12 protein-coding genes are annotated in these 16,067 nt (G+C 59.5%); 6 read left to right on the top strand and 6 right to left on the bottom strand.

Annotated features, from left to right (window positions below; genetic code table 11):
- Positions 1-284: 284 nt before the first annotated feature.
- Together ROI90_RS06325 and ROI90_RS06320 are read right to left on the bottom strand one after the other, a co-directional pair.
- Positions 285-2,288 carry a 7TM diverse intracellular signaling domain-containing protein gene (locus ROI90_RS06325; protein ID WP_315997487.1) on the bottom strand — a complete coding sequence of 668 codons (2,004 nt, stop codon included), beginning with the start codon at positions 2,286-2,288 and terminating at the stop codon, positions 285-287.
- 37 nt (positions 2,289-2,325) lie between these two features.
- Positions 2,326-4,200 (bottom strand): cellulase family glycosylhydrolase, encoded by a 1,875-nt coding sequence (locus ROI90_RS06320; protein WP_315997486.1) that lies wholly within the window; start codon positions 4,198-4,200, stop codon positions 2,326-2,328.
- 952 nt (positions 4,201-5,152) lie between these two features.
- Between ROI90_RS06320 and crtD the strand changes: the two genes are divergently transcribed.
- The 3 genes from crtD (at position 5,153) to ROI90_RS06305 (ending at position 8,123) form a co-directional block, all read left to right on the top strand.
- The gene (gene crtD, locus ROI90_RS06315) at positions 5,153-6,646 is read left to right on the top strand and encodes a 1-hydroxycarotenoid 3,4-desaturase CrtD (protein ID WP_315997485.1); all 1,494 of its coding nucleotides are present in this window, start codon (positions 5,153-5,155) and stop codon (positions 6,644-6,646) included.
- Between the two features lie 105 nt (positions 6,647-6,751).
- The gene (locus ROI90_RS06310) at positions 6,752-7,435 is read left to right on the top strand and encodes a carotenoid biosynthesis protein (protein ID WP_315997484.1); all 684 of its coding nucleotides are present in this window, start codon (positions 6,752-6,754) and stop codon (positions 7,433-7,435) included.
- Positions 7,436-7,511: 76 nt separating this feature from the next.
- Positions 7,512-8,123, top strand: coding sequence for a TetR/AcrR family transcriptional regulator (locus ROI90_RS06305; RefSeq protein ID WP_315997483.1), 612 nt, complete (start codon positions 7,512-7,514; stop codon positions 8,121-8,123).
- A gap of 89 nt (positions 8,124-8,212) precedes the next feature.
- Here the strand turns inward: ROI90_RS06305 and rpiB are convergent, their stop codons facing one another.
- The 3 genes from rpiB to ROI90_RS06290 all read right to left on the bottom strand — a co-directional run bounded on the left by rpiB (position 8,213) and on the right by ROI90_RS06290 (position 11,047).
- On the bottom strand, positions 8,213-8,641 hold the full coding sequence (gene rpiB, locus ROI90_RS06300; RefSeq protein ID WP_315997482.1) for a ribose 5-phosphate isomerase B: 429 nt from the start codon (positions 8,639-8,641) through the stop codon (positions 8,213-8,215).
- A gap of 108 nt (positions 8,642-8,749) precedes the next feature.
- Positions 8,750-9,607 (bottom strand): twin-arginine translocase subunit TatC, encoded by an 858-nt coding sequence (gene tatC, locus ROI90_RS06295; RefSeq protein WP_315997481.1) that lies wholly within the window; start codon positions 9,605-9,607, stop codon positions 8,750-8,752.
- 147 nt (positions 9,608-9,754) lie between these two features.
- Positions 9,755-11,047, bottom strand: coding sequence for a serine hydroxymethyltransferase (locus tag ROI90_RS06290; RefSeq protein WP_315997480.1), 1,293 nt, complete (start codon positions 11,045-11,047; stop codon positions 9,755-9,757).
- Between the two features lie 362 nt (positions 11,048-11,409).
- Here ROI90_RS06290 and ROI90_RS06285 point away from each other — a divergent pair, with 362 nt between their 5' ends.
- The 3 genes from ROI90_RS06285 (at position 11,410) to ROI90_RS06275 (ending at position 15,219) form a co-directional block, all read left to right on the top strand.
- On the top strand, positions 11,410-13,662 hold the full coding sequence (locus tag ROI90_RS06285) for a beta-1,3-glucanase family protein (RefSeq protein WP_315997479.1): 2,253 nt from the start codon (positions 11,410-11,412) through the stop codon (positions 13,660-13,662).
- Between the two features lie 126 nt (positions 13,663-13,788).
- Positions 13,789-14,298: a hypothetical protein gene (locus tag ROI90_RS06280; RefSeq protein WP_315997478.1), complete on the top strand. Its 510-nt coding sequence runs from the start codon at positions 13,789-13,791 to the stop codon at positions 14,296-14,298.
- 114 nt (positions 14,299-14,412) lie between these two features.
- Positions 14,413-15,219 (top strand): hypothetical protein, encoded by an 807-nt coding sequence (locus ROI90_RS06275; protein ID WP_315997477.1) that lies wholly within the window; start codon positions 14,413-14,415, stop codon positions 15,217-15,219.
- Between the two features lie 103 nt (positions 15,220-15,322).
- Here the strand turns inward: ROI90_RS06275 and ROI90_RS06270 are convergent, their stop codons facing one another.
- The gene (locus ROI90_RS06270) at positions 15,323-16,021 is read right to left on the bottom strand and encodes a metallophosphoesterase family protein (protein WP_315997476.1); all 699 of its coding nucleotides are present in this window, start codon (positions 16,019-16,021) and stop codon (positions 15,323-15,325) included.
- Between the last annotated feature and the right edge of the window lie 46 nt (positions 16,022-16,067).

Here is a 16,067-nt window from a genome sequence, read left to right as displayed (position 1 = left end):
TGAAGTAGCAGCACGTAAAAAACAATCGAAAAAGGGACGCATTCGGGCAAGTTTTTTTGCGCCTAAACCCCGGATAAGTGTCCACTTACCTACTCAGTACTGCCAGCCGCCAAGTCAGGGCTGAATTATAGGTAACGCTCTCCAACTGTTGGCTACTACCCAGCCAGACCATATTCGCTATAAAGCTCAACAGTGGCGATAATCAAGGAGTTACAAAAGACCGGGGCGGCACCCTCACACGAGGATGCCGCCCCGGTTGAAGCGGAAAGTTTAGCTGTTAGTTGTTATGCCTGCGTAGTGGCCTCGGCGCCAACGCCTTCTTCCACCTCAGTGGCAGTAGCGTCAAGCAGCACATGAGTCCAGCCTTCGTTCTCGTCGAAGTCGGGGGCGTGGCGGCGGCGGCGCATGGCTTCCAGCACTTTCTGGCTAAAGCTCCAGCAAGTGCCCTGTCGTAAATCGAGCAGGCGGGAAAGTTCCTGGGAAGAGTAGTTGCCCTTGTGCGTGTAAATCAGAAATACCGCGTAGAAGGCCTTGATGATAGAGAACTTGCACTTCTGCAGTAGGGTATAGGCCGTGGCCGACTCCACGTAGCGGCACTTGGTGCAGCGGCGGGAATGGGGCTCCCGGCCGTCACAGTATTTCTCGTGGCCGCATTTGCGGCAGTGGTAGCCCTCGGCCCACTTCAGGTTAGCCAGGTAAGCGAGGCAGGCGTCCTTATCAGGGTAAATCTGGCTGAATTCCCCAAAATCCACCTCCTTGGATAGTACCCGGGCTGTTTTTACTTCCTGCAAATCGTGTTGCAGCTCCGTGTTCAGCTTCTCAATGGCCGCCGACTGCAAAGCCAGCAAGCCGTTGGCCTGCAACAGCTCCCGGTTCTGGGCCGCAATGATGTCGCTCTGCTGGCGCAGCTCGTCGGTGCGCTGGGCTACCAGGCTTTCCAGTTCACTGTTCAGCTGATCTTTGAGGTCCTGGTTGTGCTGGAGCTGCTCCACCAGCTGCTGCTGTATCGCGTGCTTTTTGCGTAGCTGCTTCACCAGCTTGTCCTGGGCCCGGATGGTGGCATCCTTAATAGCCTTGATTTTCTCGCCCAAAGCGTACGATAGTACTACCACTTCAATCACAAAGGCCACGTTCATACTGTACACCGTGGCCGTACTGGTGAATGTGCTAATGCCCAGCTTCCGCAGAATAAGAAAGCCTACGCTAATGGCCACCAGCGCGTGGGCCAGCAGAAAGAAGCGGGCCGCCCGCTGGCCCTGCTGCCACACCCGCACGGCAGCGTAGTAAATGAGGCCATAGGGCAGCAGATAAAACCAAAATCCCCAGCCTGAGTTCAGCCACAGCGCATCAATGACCAAGCCTACCACGCTTAGGATTACCACGCCCCGCACCCACTTGTCAAAGTGGGGCAGGCGCTGGGGCATATCCAGAAACTGGCGGGCGTAGTAGCTGAAAGTGAGCAACAAGAGGATGGGAGAGCCGGCAATAATCAGCTCATTCAGAGCCGGATAATCGGGCCAGAGGTATTGGAAGCCCAGGCCATCTTCGGAAAGAAACACCAGGCTGCAGCTCAGCACATACAGCACGTAGCGCAGATACGTTTGCTCGCCAATGAAGAGGTACAAGCAGAGGTTGTACACCACCATGATCAGCAAAATCCCATAGAATCCCCCCAACAGGCCGTATTCATTCTGAAAATGAACGGCCAAAGGCTGTTCGGTGCGCAGGCGGCTGAGGAAAGTGGTTTTGGAGCTGGACTTCAGCCGCAGGTAGTAGGTGTGGGTTTGGTTGGCCTGCAGGGGCAGCCGGAACAGGAAATTCTTGTACGGAAATTTACGGGTGAGCAGGGGTAAGTCGGAACCGGTAACGGTGGGCGCGGCGCCGTTAGCCGGGAAAAACTCCACGCTGTTCAGGTGGGAGTCGAACATTTCCAGGTACCAGTGCTGACTTAGCTCCCCCTCGGCCCGGATAATCAGGCGCATCCAGTAAGCGGAGCCTGGGTGCTCCATGGTGGTGGTAGACAGCTGGTTACCCGCCTGGAATTGGCTGGCCCGCTGAGGCTGGCGCACCTCATTGAGGGTGAGCAGGCCGGTGGAATCTTCCAGGATACTGTAGAAAGCGGGGTCCACAAACAGCTCCTCCAGGGCGGGCTGCACCCGTAGCGTATCGCCGGGGCGGGCCAGGATCGGGGAAGCGCAAAGGAAGGTCAGCAGTAGCAGACTGCTCAGCGTCAGGAAAGAGAACCAGGTAGCCCGACGCAGTGGGAATTGAGGGGTTACGGGTTTCATAGCAGCTTCTAAAGTACGAAAAGCTAGCAGTGTTTAATCACTCACTGGTGCGGGCCGTAGTGGCGGCGGGCTCAAAACGCAGCCAGCCCAACTGTTGCACCGGTGCTTCTACCAGCACGCGCAAGGTGTGCTGGCCAGCTGGTAAAGCAGGGGTATTCAGGGTAACCGTTGTCCAGGCGGCGCCAGCCGGTACGGTGGCAGTTCCTACCGGTGCGCTGCCCAGTTGTAGGCGTAAGCGCCCAGCCTCAGCACCCGGGTGCAGGCGCAGCTCCACTTTGTAAGCCCCCGGCGTGGCTACTGATACGGTATATGTAAGCCACTCATTGGTAGCTAGTTGCTGCACGGCAAAGCCATTGGGCATATCGGGGCTTTTGATGATGTCCACCCCGTCGTTGCGGTAGGCACCTCCCTGGTTATGGGGAGTATAGTCGCGGTAATCAGTGCGGGCCGAAAAGTCGTCGTGGTAGGCCACACCGTCGCGGCCCAGGTCGTAGTCGGTGGCCGCAATGGTACCAGGAATAGTCAGCTTGGTAAACGCCTGGCGGGCGGCGGGTTGGGTGAGAGCGGCCGCTACGTCGCGGTTAATCTGGCAGTTAGCAAACTGGGCGTTGCGCAGCAGCGCGGCCCGGCCCTGGGGGGTCAGGATACTGCCGTAGGGCGCTATGCGCAGCAAACCCGCCCCGGAGTCAACCCGCTTAATGTTCCAGTGGCCCCAGCCAATGCCCCGGTCGTTGAGACCCTGCACGGCGGCGGCAAACCACTCGTTGGAGTTTTCGCCGGTTTCGCCCACCCACACCGGCACCTGCCATTTGTCCCGGAAGGCGGTAAGGTTGCTGAGCAGGTTGATTTGGTTGGGGTTGGGGTCGGCAGCCTCGGCGGTATTAGGGCACCAGTAGCGGTGGGCATTATACACCAGGTTGGCCGTGCTCTTCACCTTCAGCTTGTCGGGAGTGAGGTTGGTGTACTCGTTGCCGTAGCCGTTGCCCTCTATCATCAGCAGGTGCTGGTCGTTGCGGGCGCGCACTGCGTCAATCAGCCGGGAATACAGGGTGTTAAGCTCCTGGTTGTCAGGTGTTAGGCCATTGGCTGCGTTCAGGTTATGGGGTTCATTGATGAAGTCGTACATGGCAATGGCCGGCTCGTTGCGGTACCGGTCGGCCAGCATTTCCCAGAGGCGCACAGTTATGTCCTGGTAAATCAGGCGGCCTTTGGCATCGTGGCGCTTCCAAAGGTCGAGGGGCAGGAAATTGTCGTTGATGTTGCGGTCGGTGCCCTGGCCGCCGGGGGCCGCGTGCAGGTCCAGCACCACGTACATGTTGTTGGCCGCGCACCATTTCACCACTTCGTCAATAAACCGGATGCCGTCCAGCTTGCGGGGGTTCGCAAACAGCTGGCCTTCGTCGTACCACTGGCTGAGCTGCTGCACGTAGGCGGTCAGCTTCTGGGGGGTTTGGGGTTCCCGGATTACCTCAGTGCGGGCGTGGCGTTGCTCGGACGTCAGAAACAGGTCGTAGTGCAAAGGCAGCCGCACGCAGTTAAAGCCCTGCCGGGCCAGAAAGTCAATATCGGCCTTGGTAATGAACTGCTGGCGGTACTGGCGGTAGAATTTTTCCACCTCCGCCTCCGGCATAGTGCGCAGTAGGGCTTGCTTAATGCGCCACTGGCTGTTGAGCGTATCGGTACCCAGAATGTAGCTTTCCTGCAGCAGCCACCCGCCCACGTTGTAGCCACGCAGCACTACTTCGCGGCCAGTGGCATCCACAGTTTTGGGGCCGGCGGCGTGCAAGGGGCTAAGGCGTTGGCCGCTGGCGGGGCTGGTAGCGGCCAGCAGGCTCCCCAGCAGTAACCCCAGGTAACCGGGGCGGAAAGGCGCTTTGCGTGGGCCCGGTAGCGGCCGGTTCTGGCAAATCATAGCACAACAATTGGGTGGGAGAAGGCAGAGGTGAGGAGAAAAAAACAGGGCGGAGAAGCTCCGCCCCGTTTCCGCTTTTTCTCACTCGTGTAGTATTGTGGCAGCTGGAGCCGGCCCCGCGGCGGCCGTTGCAGCGGCCAGGTTTCTCAAAGAGCAGGATCGGGGCGGCCAGCTCCGAAACCTCAGTTGCCGGCTGCCCGGGCGGTGGCGTGGCCAATCAGGCCTGGCCGGAAGGCGGCCGCCACGGCAGAAGCCAGGGTAACTACCAGATTGCCCGCGGCCGGCCAGAACACCGAAGTAGCGCACGGGAGTAGTATGGGGGCAGATCCGGGGGGGGGGCGTTGCGTCAAGCGAAGCCCAGGTAGGGCTGCAGTGGGCAGGTCGGCTCCGTATTGGTGAACGGGCGCTGCGTGGGCGCTGAGCAAGCAGAGGCTTAACTCAGGAGCGAAGTAGAAATGGCCATGGAGAGAGTAGGAGATTGGGAGAGCGGGGAATAGGAAGTCATCTGCGGCGGCAACGGCGCCCAACGCCGGCTGGCCGTCGTCGCGGGCCACGCGCCCTGGCGGATGGCACTGGGCAAGTCAGCGGCTGAGTTCCTGACCAAATGTAGCGGTGTGGGCTATATAAAATCAAGGTGTAAATTGATGTTTCCAAGCTGGAAACAGAGTTTTTACGTTACAGCACACGTTAGCTTATACGCTTAGCGCACACGTAAAACACCCGATTGGCCGAAGAAGATCGACAGGTACCGCTACTGAGAATGGCGGCTAATAAACACGTAAAAAACTGCGGCGAGAAGGTCATTATTTTTCGCCCAGCCACATCAGCCCACCCGATTATTAAGGCCTGGCAAACATTTCTGGAAGGCCGCTTGTGTTAGAGCCCCTAACCACCCGTTCTTCGCAGGTGCAGTACTGCATTGCTCCACCTCGCATCCGCCTCTCTTTCTCTCGTGCCGCGCCCTACTCCTACAGGTCCTCCCCAACCCGCTGCCATCATTGGCGCTGGCATTGCCGGCATAGCCACGGCCGTGCGCCTGGCCGTGCAGGGCCACCGCGTTACGGTTTTTGAGGCGCAGGAATCATTCGGGGGTAAGATGCATCAGCTGGAACTGCCCGGTGGCTACCGTTTCGACGGGGGGCCATCCTTGTTCACGCTGCCCCACTTGGTGGATGAGCTGTTTCAGCTGGCGGGCCGCAACCCCCACGACTACTTCCGCTACCAGCGCCTCGACCCCATTACCCAGTACTTCTTCGCCGATGGTACCCGCCTCACGGCCTGGGCTGATGAGGAGCAGTTTGCCCGGGAGGTAGAGGAAAAGCTGCGGGTGCCGGCGGCCGAGGTGCTCCGATTTCTGCGCCGCAGCGGCCGGGCTTACGAGGCCACGGCGGGCACGTTTCTGCAAAAGTCCTTGCACAAAGCGGGTACCTACCTCAGCCCCGAGGTGCTGAAGGCCCTGGCCGCGCTGCCCCAGCTGGGCCTCACCAGCACCATGCACCAGCGCCACGCCGCCGCGTTTTCGGACCCCCGCCTCGTGCAGCTCTTCGACCGGTTTGCCACCTACAACGGCTCCGACCCCTACCAGGCCCCGGCCACGCTCAGTATGATTCCGCACCTGGAGCATGGGCTGGGCGCCTTCTACCCCGAGGGGGGCATTTATGCCATTGCCCAAAGTCTGGTGCGCTTGGCCGAGGAACTGGGCGTAGAGTTTCGTTACCAGGAGCCAGTGCTGGAAATTCTGACAAACAAAGGAGCGGTAACCGGCGTGCGTACCCCCAAGGGCGACTATGAGTTTAGTGTGGTAGTGAGCAATATGGATGTGGTGCCCACCTACCGCCGCCTGCTGCCCCGGCAGCCCGCCCCGGAGCGCACTCTTGGCCAGCCTCGTTCATCCTCAGCCCTGATATTCTACTGGGGCATTGCCCAGCGCTTCCCCGAGTTGGGCGTGCACAATATTTTCTTCTCCCAGGATTATAAGCGGGAATTCGACGCCATTTTCCGGGATAAAACCATTTCCCCCGACCCCACGGTATACGTTAACATCACCGCCGGCCACACGCCCACCGATGCCCCGGCGGGCCACGAGAATTGGTTTGTGATGATAAACGTGCCCCACCACGAAGGGCAAAACTGGCCCGAGCTCATTGCCCAAACTCGCCAGGCCGTGCTGCGCCGCGTAAGCCAGGCCCTGGGCGCCGACGTGGCCAGCCTGATCCGGGCCGAACAGGTATGGGACCCACCGGGTATTGAGGCTCGAACGTCTTCATTCGGGGGCGCGTTGTACGGGAGTTCCAGCAACAACACGCTGGCGGCCTTTCTGCGCCATCCTAATTTCTCGGGGCAGCTGGCGGGGCTGTACTTTTGCGGGGGCTCTGTGCATCCCGGCGGCGGTATTCCGCTCTGCCTGCTCTCGGCCCGTATCGTTTCTTCTCTAATCAAAAATTAAGAATGAAGAAGTAAAAATTGCTGGAATGACGAGCTAAGTGTGCCTGGAATGGGAGCCTTGCCGGTCAATTCTCCGTTTTTAGTTCTCCATTTTTAATTCTCCCTCATGCCCGAACCAACGCAACAACTTTCCCCGCTGGCCATAACCACTCCCGATGTGCAGACGCGGCGCTTACGCTGGGCGCAGGGTATTCTACTGCTGTTTCATGTAACGGGCTTTCTGGGCCTGGCTTTTTCCCGGAACCCTAGCTTCTACCTGCAGTTTGTCCCCCTGAACCTACTGCTCACCGTGGGGCTGCTGTTCGCGTTTCAGCCCCGCCGCACCCCGGCTTTCTGGAGCTTCTGCCTGATGGTGATGGTAGTGGGGTTTTTGGTGGAGGTGGTGGGCATCCGGACTGGCCTGCTCTTTGGACATTACGAGTACGGCAAAACCTTGGGAATAAAATGGCTGGAAGTGCCGCTTATGATAGGCGTCAACTGGCTGATGCTCACGTACTGCACCGGTATCTTGGCCCGTTACCTGCCCATCCCAAATATTTTGCGGGCCGTGGTAGCCGCCTTGCTCATGGTTGGGCTTGATATTTGTATTGAGCCCGTAGCCGTCCGGTACGACTTCTGGCGCTGGCAATACGACGTAATACCCCTGCTCAATTTCAAAGGCTGGCTGGCCGTCAGCTTCATCCTGCAGGTGTACTTCAACCGCGTGGAGTTCGATAAGCGTAACCCGCTGGTTGCCTTCGTATATCTGGTGCAGCTGTTATTTTTCTTTGCCCTGGGTATGTTGCTCTGAGCTTTTCCGGCGTTAGGGCGGCGCTGGGTTGTGCGGATAGGAATTCACTGGTATTTTTTTATCCTTTCCCACACCCATGGAGGAACTTGTACTCCACGAACTGCTTGACCGCGCCAATACGCTCTTCCGCCAGGTGGGGGTGGGGTTGATTCATGAAGAACAGCTGGCCGCTGCCCTCGACCTGAGCCCTGGCGGTTTTCGGGAGTTGTTTGGCTCTAAAGCCGAGTTGCTATACGCCGTAACGCAGCGGAACCTCAGTCGCCAGCGGCAGGAGCACGAAGAGCTATTTGCCAACCTCGCCACGCCGGCCGAGTGCCTGCTGGCCTTGCTGCGCCATAGCCTGCAGGAGCTGCGCCGCTCCCCCCACCACGATTACCACGTGATGCGGGAGCGGTACCCCGAAACCTGGAACCTGATTCAGGACTACCTAACCACCTACTCCCGCCCCATGTTGGCGCGGCTGCTGCAGGAGGGTATTCGGGAGGGCCAGTTCCGCGCCGAGTTGGATGCGCAATCCGTCGCCCACGTGGTGCTGGCCCAGTTTAGCCTGGTCCTGAACGAGCAATACTTCCCCCCCGACCAGGTCAGCCTCGCCGATGTCTACCGCACAATCTTCGGGCCGTATGCCCGGGGCCTCTGCACTACCGCCGGGCTACGCCTGGTTGGGCCCCTGTTCGAGCGGATGTAGGAAAGGATAAAAATGGTGCAAGGTGCAGGTGGGCCGTTCCAGTTTATAGAATGGCCCACCTGCACCTTGCACCATTTCAGCTTTGCCGCCTAGCAGCTGATTTTGTCCACGCGGGTTTGGTGGCGGCCGCCTTCGAAAGCGGTATTCAAAAACTGGCTGGTAATGGCGCGGGCGGCCTCTTCATCCACGAACCGGGCCGGAATGCACACCACGTTGGCGTCGTTATGCTGGCGGATCAGGGAGGCTACCTCCGGCTCCCAGGCCAGGCCCGCCCGGATTCCCTGGTGCTTGTTGGCCGTGATACACACGCCGTTGGCCGAGCCGCACAGTAAAATGCCCCGCTCACATTCCCCGCGCTCCACGGCCAGGGCCAGCGGATGCACGTAGTCGGGATAATCCACCGAATCAAGGGAATGGGTGCCGAAATCCTGCACTTCGTAGTCGTTGTCGCGCAGCCATTCCAGCAGCATTTGTTTATACGCAAAGCCCGCGTGGTCGGAGCCGATGGCAAGTTTCATAGTTAAGGAGGGGGGAAGAAACGAGGAAAAAGTAGCCGAAAGTAAAAAAGGTGCTGATGCCGCTCAGTAACGTTCATCAACACCTTTTCTCATGAAAACACGGGGCCCTTACGCAATGCCTTGGTTCTGGGCCAGCTGGGCGTTGAGGTTGGCCGTGCGGGAGCGGCCTACAATGCGGGCAATGTTGATGCTGAGTTCGTAGAGCAGCATGATGGGAATAGTCACGATGAGTTGGGCCGAAATATCGGGCGGGGTAATAACGGCCGCCACAATGAGGATAACCACAATGGCGTGCTTGCGGTACACGCGCATAATTTCGGGCGTAATCAGGCCGGCTTTAGCCAGGAAGAACACAATCATGGGCAGCTCAAACACGAAGGCGCAGGAAAGCGTCATGGTGGTGAGGGTGCTGATGTAGCTCTGCATGTCAATCTGGTTTTCGATGGTGGGGTCCACCACGTAACCGGCCAGAAAGTTGATGCTCATGGGAGCCGCCACGTAGTAGCCAAACAGCAGCCCCGTGATAAACAGCACCGATACGAAAAACACTGCTCCGCGCGAGTTAGCCCGTTCATGCGGGTACAGGCCCGGCTTAATAAAGCGCCATACCTCCCAGAATAAGTACGGGAAGCCCAGCACCAGCCCCACAATAAAGGCCGAGCTCAGGTGCATCGAAAGCTGCCCGCTCATTTCGCGGTTCTGAATCACGAAGCCGAGCTTGTTCACGCACAGGCCTTCAGCGTGCAGGGCCGTACCTATGCGGCACAGCGTCTGGTAGGTCCAGAAATCGGGGCGGGAAGGGCCCAAAATCAGGTCGTGAAAAAGAAAATCCTTGGCGAAGAAAGCACCCGTGGCAAATACCACGACGGCAATAACTGCCCGGATAACGTGCCAGCGCAACGCTTCCAGGTGGTCAATAAATGACATTTCCTGCTGGTCGCCCAGCGCGGGTTGAATTGGCTCCAATGAATGAATGCGTGAATGGGTGAATGAGCGAAGGAAAGGGCAGTGGTGAGAACAAACGTAAGCCGGGCCTAACAGGATGTTGCTTGCACAAATTCTGCCGCCGCTTACTTGTTCACTCAATTACCCATTCATTCATCCACTCATTGATTAAGAAAAGAGCGGATACTGCTGCATCCACTCGTTAATCTCGCCCCGCACCCGCAGAATGCGGCTGTCGTCGGCGTTGTGGGTCAGCACCTCGTCAATGAAGCCCACGATGCGGGCCATATCGGTTTCTTTGAGGCCGCGGGTGGTAACAGCAGCCGAGCCGATGCGCATACCGCTGGTTACGAAGGGCGACTTATCATCGAAGGGCACCATGTTCTTATTGATGGTGATGTCGGCCTTGATGAGGGTGTTTTCGGCGAGCTTGCCGGTTAGGCCTTTGCTACGCAGATCAATCAGCATCAGGTGGTTGTCGGTGCCGCCGGAAATAATCTGGTAGCCCCGCTCTAGGAAGCCGTTGGCCAGGGCCTGGGCATTCTTGATTACCTGGTGGGTATACTCCGTATAAGCGTCGCTGAGGCACTCGCCGAACGCTACGGCCTTGGCCCCAATTACGTGCTCCAAGGGGCCGCCCTGGGTGCCGGGGAATACAGCCCCGTCGAGCAGGCTGCTCATCATCCGGATTTCACCTTTCGGAGTTTTCAGGCCGAAGGGGTTTTCGAAGTCCTTACCCAGCATGATGAGGCCGCCGCGGGGGCCGCGCAGGGTCTTGTGGGTGGTGGTGGTTACAATGTGGCAGTGCTGGAAAGGGTTGTTCAGCAAGCCCTTGGCAATGAGGCCCGAGGGGTGCGAAATATCGGCCAGCAGCAAAGCGCCCACTTCGTCGGCGGCTTCGCGCAGGGCCTGGTAGTCCCAGTCGCGGGAGTAGGCCGAGGCTCCGCAGATGATGAGCTTGGGCTGCTCGCGGCGGGCGGTTTCCTTTACTTTCTGCCAGTCGATGAGGCCGGTTTCGGGCTCTACGCCATAAAAGCTGGGCTTGTAGAGCTTGCCCGAGAAGTTGACCGGGGAGCCGTGGGTGAGGTGGCCGCCGTGGCTGAGGTCGAACCCGAGGATTTTGTCGCCGGGTTGGAGCACGGCCAGCATCACGGCCGCGTTGGCCTGAGCCCCGGAGTGCGGCTGCACGTTCACCCACTCCACCCCAAACAGCTGCTTGGCCCGGTCGATGGCCAGCTGCTCAATCTGGTCCACGATTTCGCAGCCCCCGTAGTAGCGCTTCCCGGGCAGGCCCTCGGCGTACTTGTTGGTGAGAATGGAGCCCTGGGCGCGCATTACCTGTTCCGAAACGTAGTTCTCGGAGGCAATAAGCTCCAGGCCGTGGGTTTGCCGCTCTTTCTCCTTCTGAATCAGATCGAAGATGGCGGTATCGAGGGTGTGGGTGGGGGCGTGCGTTTCCATGTGACCAAAGGTAAGCCGGAAATACGGATGAGAAAACCACGTGCACCGGGATGCCACCGCCCGCCCAGACCCGCCGCCCGGACTGGTACAAGATTTAGGCATTGCTCCGGTAAATAGCCGGTGGGCGCGTGTGCGCTAAGTGCCCGGCCGGCCGGGGGAAGCCGGGGCAGCCAGCGCGGCAGGGCCGGCGGGCGTGTGCGGTAGCCTGCGGGTTTGGTGTGCAGTAGCTGAAACGGGGCAGATTGAGCAGTAAAAACACAGTTTTTCAGCTGGTTGTGGTACGCTACTTTGGCGGGCTCCCAGTCCTGTGACTGGGAGCAAAACCGTCCATTTCCACTTTCCACACAACCAAATTCCTACCCATGAAAAACCGTACTCTTTTTGCCTGGTGCCTGCTGGTGCTGAGCAACCTGCTTCCGCTGCTGGCCTGGGCCCAGAACACCAGCTTGCCTTTCACCATCAACAACAACTCTACCACCCCGGATGCCGACCTGTGGGTGGGCATTGTGGGCATTGACACCAACGGCAACCACGTGTGGGTAAACCCCACCAACAGCCAGGTGCTGCCCATGAGCAGCAGTTACAACACCGTAACCGGCCCCACCATCAACGGCAACACCGGACCGGGCCAGAACTCAAAGTACGCCGCCTGCTTTTTTCGCCTCAGCACCATCCCGGGCCGCACGTTCCGGCTGCCCTACATTGCCGGCTGCCGGGTGTACATTTCGCGGGGGCAGCAGCTGTACCTGTACTTTTTCGGGGCCAATGGGGCACCCAGCGGCTACGCCGGGCCCAACCTGCAAAACGCCAGCGACCCGAACCAGGGCATTGTGCACGAGAACATTGAGCTGACCAACAACCAGTATGGCTTCTTTGGCAACACCACCCGCGTCGACGCCTTCAATTACCCCATGGGCCTGGAGCTGCGCGGCAACAACAACGTGTACCAGAAAACCGGGGAGCTGCTGACGGCCTCCGAAATCGTGAGCCGCTACAAGGCCAACGTGCCCACTGAGTTTCAGGGCACCGTGAACAACACGACCGGCGTCATCACCTTCCCCAGCAAAACGGCCGCCTTCGGCGACGGGACCAACGGCACGCCCACCGGCGCCTACGGCCAGTATTTCAAGAGCTACATCGACGCCATCTGGAACAAGTACAAGAGCACGGACCTGATTTTCTACGCCGGCAACGCGGGCGTGTTCAAGGGCCGCATTGATGGTAACGACCGGCTGACGGTGGTGGGCCAGAGCGGGGCTTTTGCCGGCCGCACGGGCATCATCAACGGCCGCCCTACTACCCAGATGGCGTTCGAGGGCAAGGGCCTGCTGGATAACCGCGTAAGTGACGGGGACTGTGACCTGGTGGTGCAGGCCCAGATTACGGCCGCCATCAACCGCCACGTAATTGACGTGACTACCGCCAGCCCCGGCCAGCAGAACTTCTACGATGCCAGCAAGTACTACCAGGCAGCGCCCATGAACTACTACGCCCGCTTCTGGCACCTGCCCGGCGTGAGCTACGACAATAAAAGCTACGGCTTCGCCTACGACGATGTGAACGACCAGTCGGCCACCTTGCAAACCCCGCAGCCCACGCAGGTAACGGCTACCTGGGGCGGTTTCGCGGGCCAGAGTACGGGCGGCGGCACCGGCGTGGCTACCGTGTATAAGGACTGCAACTACACCGGCACGGCCGTAGCCCTGCCCGCAGGCGACTACACCCTGAGCGCGTTGCAAAGCCGGGGCATCCTCAACGATGATATTTCCTCCTTGCGGGTAAACAGCGGCTACGAAGTGGTGCTCTACGAAAACGACAACTACTCCGGGGCCTCCCTCACGGTGGGTAGCGCGGGCAACAGCTGCCTGGTAAATAACGCCCTGAGCACCGGTAACTGGAACGACAAAGCCACTTCAGTGCGCGTGCGTACGGCCACTGCCAGCACCTTCAGCGTAACCCTGCAGGCCGAAGCCGCCAACGTAAACAACGGTATGACGGTGGAAACCACCACCGACGCGGGAGGGGGCCAGAACATGGGCTACGTGGACGCGGGCGACTACCTAGTATGGAACAACATCAACTTCCCCACCACCGGCCAGTACACCATTGAGTACCGCGTAGCCAGCGGGGGCAGCGGAGGTACCATCTCCTCGGATTTGAATGCCGGGGGCATCCAGTTCGGCAACTCCACCATCCCCGGCACCGGCGGCTGGCAAACCTGGATGACCGTATCCAAAACCGTGACCATCAACGCCGGCACCTACAACTTCGGCATCTACGCCCAGAGCGGGGGCTGGAACATCAACTGGGTGCGCATCAGCCGCAGCGGCACAGCCGCGCGCACTACCAGTACGGCAGCCATTACCCGCCAGCCCGCCGATGACCAGCTTAGCTTGGCCTTATATCCTAACCCGGTAGTTGATCAGCTGCAACTGACCTCAGAAACTCCTCTTAAGGGTAGCAGTTACCGCATTATCAATGAGTACGGCCACACACTGGCTTCCGGCAAGCTGGGCCACGGCACCGTGGATGTGAGCAAGCTCCCGGGCGGCATTTACTCCTTGGTAGTGGTGCGGCCCAACGGCCAAACCACGGTGCGCCGCTTTCTGAAATAACCGCCGCATACTATACTACAAGTGAAAGGGCTGCTCCCAGGGGCAGCCCTTTTATGTGCTCTTATTCGTGGCTGTTGCTGTGGTTGAGCTTGTCACCTAATCATGGTTCTCTCGTATCTTGCCCGTATGAACACGCCCCAGCAGCTCGCCGAAGTCCTGACCAGCCTCCGCATCGGCAATCAGTCGTTTCTGATTACATTTTATGAGGAAAACCGGGACTTGTTCGCGCGCTGGGCCCGGCGGCAGCACCAGCTGGAAGCGGCCCCCGCCCACGAGCTGCTGCGCACCGTGCTGGTAGAGTTTTATGACCAGGCCGCCGATGGTCGCCTGACCAAGCTGCCCCCCGATTTGCGGGCCTACGTGTACGGCATGGCCGATGAGCAAATGCGGGCGGCCCGCACCACGGCCGTGCTGCCGGTAGCCGAAGCCGGCCGCCGCCAGCAGCTGCTGGGCCTGTTCCGCCAACTGGCCCTCGACTCCCAGAAAATGCTGATGTACTTCTACTTCCGGGGCTACAACTTTGAGAAGGTATCGGGCAAGATGGGCTTTGCCAATGCCAACGTGGCCCGGATGCAGAAGTCCATTTCCCTGCGCAAACTCTATGAGTTGCGCCTGCGCACCGAAGCCGTCAGTTAACCCTCAGTGCCAGCTTCTGCGTAGCTTAGCCCACTGCAACCCTAGTCGTTCTATATACTACCGCGCTGGCCGGTTGGCTATCCGGCCTACCTGCCCTCTGCTCACCTTGCCTCAATGACCCCTCCTGTTGCCGACCTGCGCCCCTACCTCGACGAGTTGGAACGCTTTGCCGATGGGCAGATGAACACTGCTGAGCAAGAGGCCTTTGAAGTGCGCCTGGAGAAAGACCCAGCCCTGTACCAGGCCTATCAGGCCTACGAGCAGCTAGCCGCCGACCTGCGCTGGGTAGCCGGCCACGAGACCCTCTACCAGCGTCTGCTGGCCCTCGACCGGCGCCTAGACCAGCGGCAGGATGCTCTCACGCGCATTAAGCGGCGGCAGCGCCGCTTGCAGCGGCAGTGGGGCGTGGTAGTGGCTGTAAGCGTAGTAGCTATGCTGGCCGTTTGGTGGTTTCTGATGCGCCCGGCCACTCCCGACCTCGAAACGGCCTGGTCGCGCTATTACGTGCCCGAGGCTGGTCTTATGGATGAAGTAATTCAGGAGAGTCGTCGGCCTTTGCTGGCAGAGGCCATGCGCCAGTACCGTGACGGGCACTACACGCCGGCCTTATATACCTTACGGCGGGTGCCTACCAGCTCCCTGGGGCAGGATACCCTCACCTATTACAGCGGAATTTTTCTGCTCAGCCAGAATGAGCCGGAGCAAGTGCGGGCGGCCCAGCCGTTTCTGCGGCGGGTGGCCATGCAGTCGGGTTCCCGACTGGAGAAGCGGGCCCGCTACCACCTGGGCATGGCCTACTGGCGCAACCAGCAGATTACGGCCGCCCGCAACACGCTGCGCGCCGTAGCCAACGACGCCCGTAACCCTTACCAGGAAGCTGCCCGCCAGCTTCTGCGTTCCAATGCTCTGCCCCAGGAATAGGTGATGCGTAAGTCAAGGAGAAGAAGTAAAAAGTCAAAGTGCTGAAGTTGCCTTTATCGGGGCTTCGTCAGCACTTTGACTTTTTACTTCTTTTCCTAAGTTTTTACTTCACCCCAATCGGGTAGTCAGGTTCAATGTTGGGCTGCAGAATCAACTCCTCGGTATCCAAGTTGAAGGCGGCCAGGTGGCGCAATTCCGGATTGTGGCGGTACACGCAGCCAGTATCCAAGCCAATGGCGCCAGTGCGGGCTTTCACGCGCTCCTCCACCTCAGCGGTAGGCGTGGGTACGTGGCCGTGCACCAGTCGGCGGCCTTGCAGGCGGGAGGCGTCAAACACAAACTCTTTAATGTTGAGCATGCTGTGCCAGTCCTGGCGCATTTCGGTGGGCGGCAGCCGAAAGTTGAAACCGGCGTGTACCAGCACCCACCCCGGCACTTCCAGCTGATACGGCAACTCCTGCAGCCAGCGTAGGTAAGGAGTCGGAATATCCCCGAGCCTCTCTACACCAAAACTATTAAGCGTGAGTTGCCGGTCGGTAGTGGAAGCCCAGGTGAGGGCGGTGTTGGCCTGGGCGGCGTCCAGCAGCTCCTGGTCGTGGTTGCCGCGCAGGCAGATAACGCGGTAGCCCCATTGCGGCAGCTGCATCAGATAGTCAAGTACACCCCGACTATTAGGGCCTTTGTTCACGTAGTCGCCCAGCACGTACAGCTCATCCTGGGGGCTCAGCTTAAGTTTTTGCTCCACAAGGTGCTGGAACGACTGCAGGCAGCCGTGCAAATCGGTGGTTACGTAGCGGGCCATAGTGCGAAGGAGTGACCGGGTTACACAAAAAAGCACCTGCCCACGC

The sequence above is a fragment of the Hymenobacter endophyticus genome, from assembly GCF_032464715.1.
GTDB classification, from domain to species: domain Bacteria; phylum Bacteroidota; class Bacteroidia; order Cytophagales; family Hymenobacteraceae; genus Hymenobacter; species Hymenobacter endophyticus.
This window is presented reverse-complemented; position numbering and strand designations above follow the sequence as displayed.

Bases quoted from the DNA above. Each gene is read 5' to 3' on its own strand.
- ROI90_RS06280 (WP_315997478.1), top strand. From the start codon at position 13,789: ATGAACACGCCCCAGCAGCTCGCCGAAGTCCTGACCAGCCTCCGCATC.
- ROI90_RS06270 (WP_315997476.1), bottom strand. From the start codon at position 16,021: ATGGCCCGCTACGTAACCACCGATTTGCACGGCTGCCTGCAGTCGTTC.
- ROI90_RS06275 (WP_315997477.1), top strand. From the start codon at position 14,413: ATGACCCCTCCTGTTGCCGACCTGCGCCCCTACCTCGACGAGTTGGAA.
- ROI90_RS06310 (WP_315997484.1), top strand. From the start codon at position 6,752: ATGCCCGAACCAACGCAACAACTTTCCCCGCTGGCCATAACCACTCCC.
- ROI90_RS06305 (WP_315997483.1), top strand. From the start codon at position 7,512: ATGGAGGAACTTGTACTCCACGAACTGCTTGACCGCGCCAATACGCTC.
- ROI90_RS06320 (WP_315997486.1), bottom strand. From the start codon at position 4,200: ATGATTTGCCAGAACCGGCCGCTACCGGGCCCACGCAAAGCGCCTTTC.
- ROI90_RS06290 (WP_315997480.1), bottom strand. From the start codon at position 11,047: ATGGAAACGCACGCCCCCACCCACACCCTCGATACCGCCATCTTCGAT.
- ROI90_RS06285 (WP_315997479.1), top strand. From the start codon at position 11,410: ATGAAAAACCGTACTCTTTTTGCCTGGTGCCTGCTGGTGCTGAGCAAC.
- rpiB (WP_315997482.1), bottom strand. From the start codon at position 8,641: ATGAAACTTGCCATCGGCTCCGACCACGCGGGCTTTGCGTATAAACAA.
- ROI90_RS06325 (WP_315997487.1), bottom strand. From the start codon at position 2,288: ATGAAACCCGTAACCCCTCAATTCCCACTGCGTCGGGCTACCTGGTTC.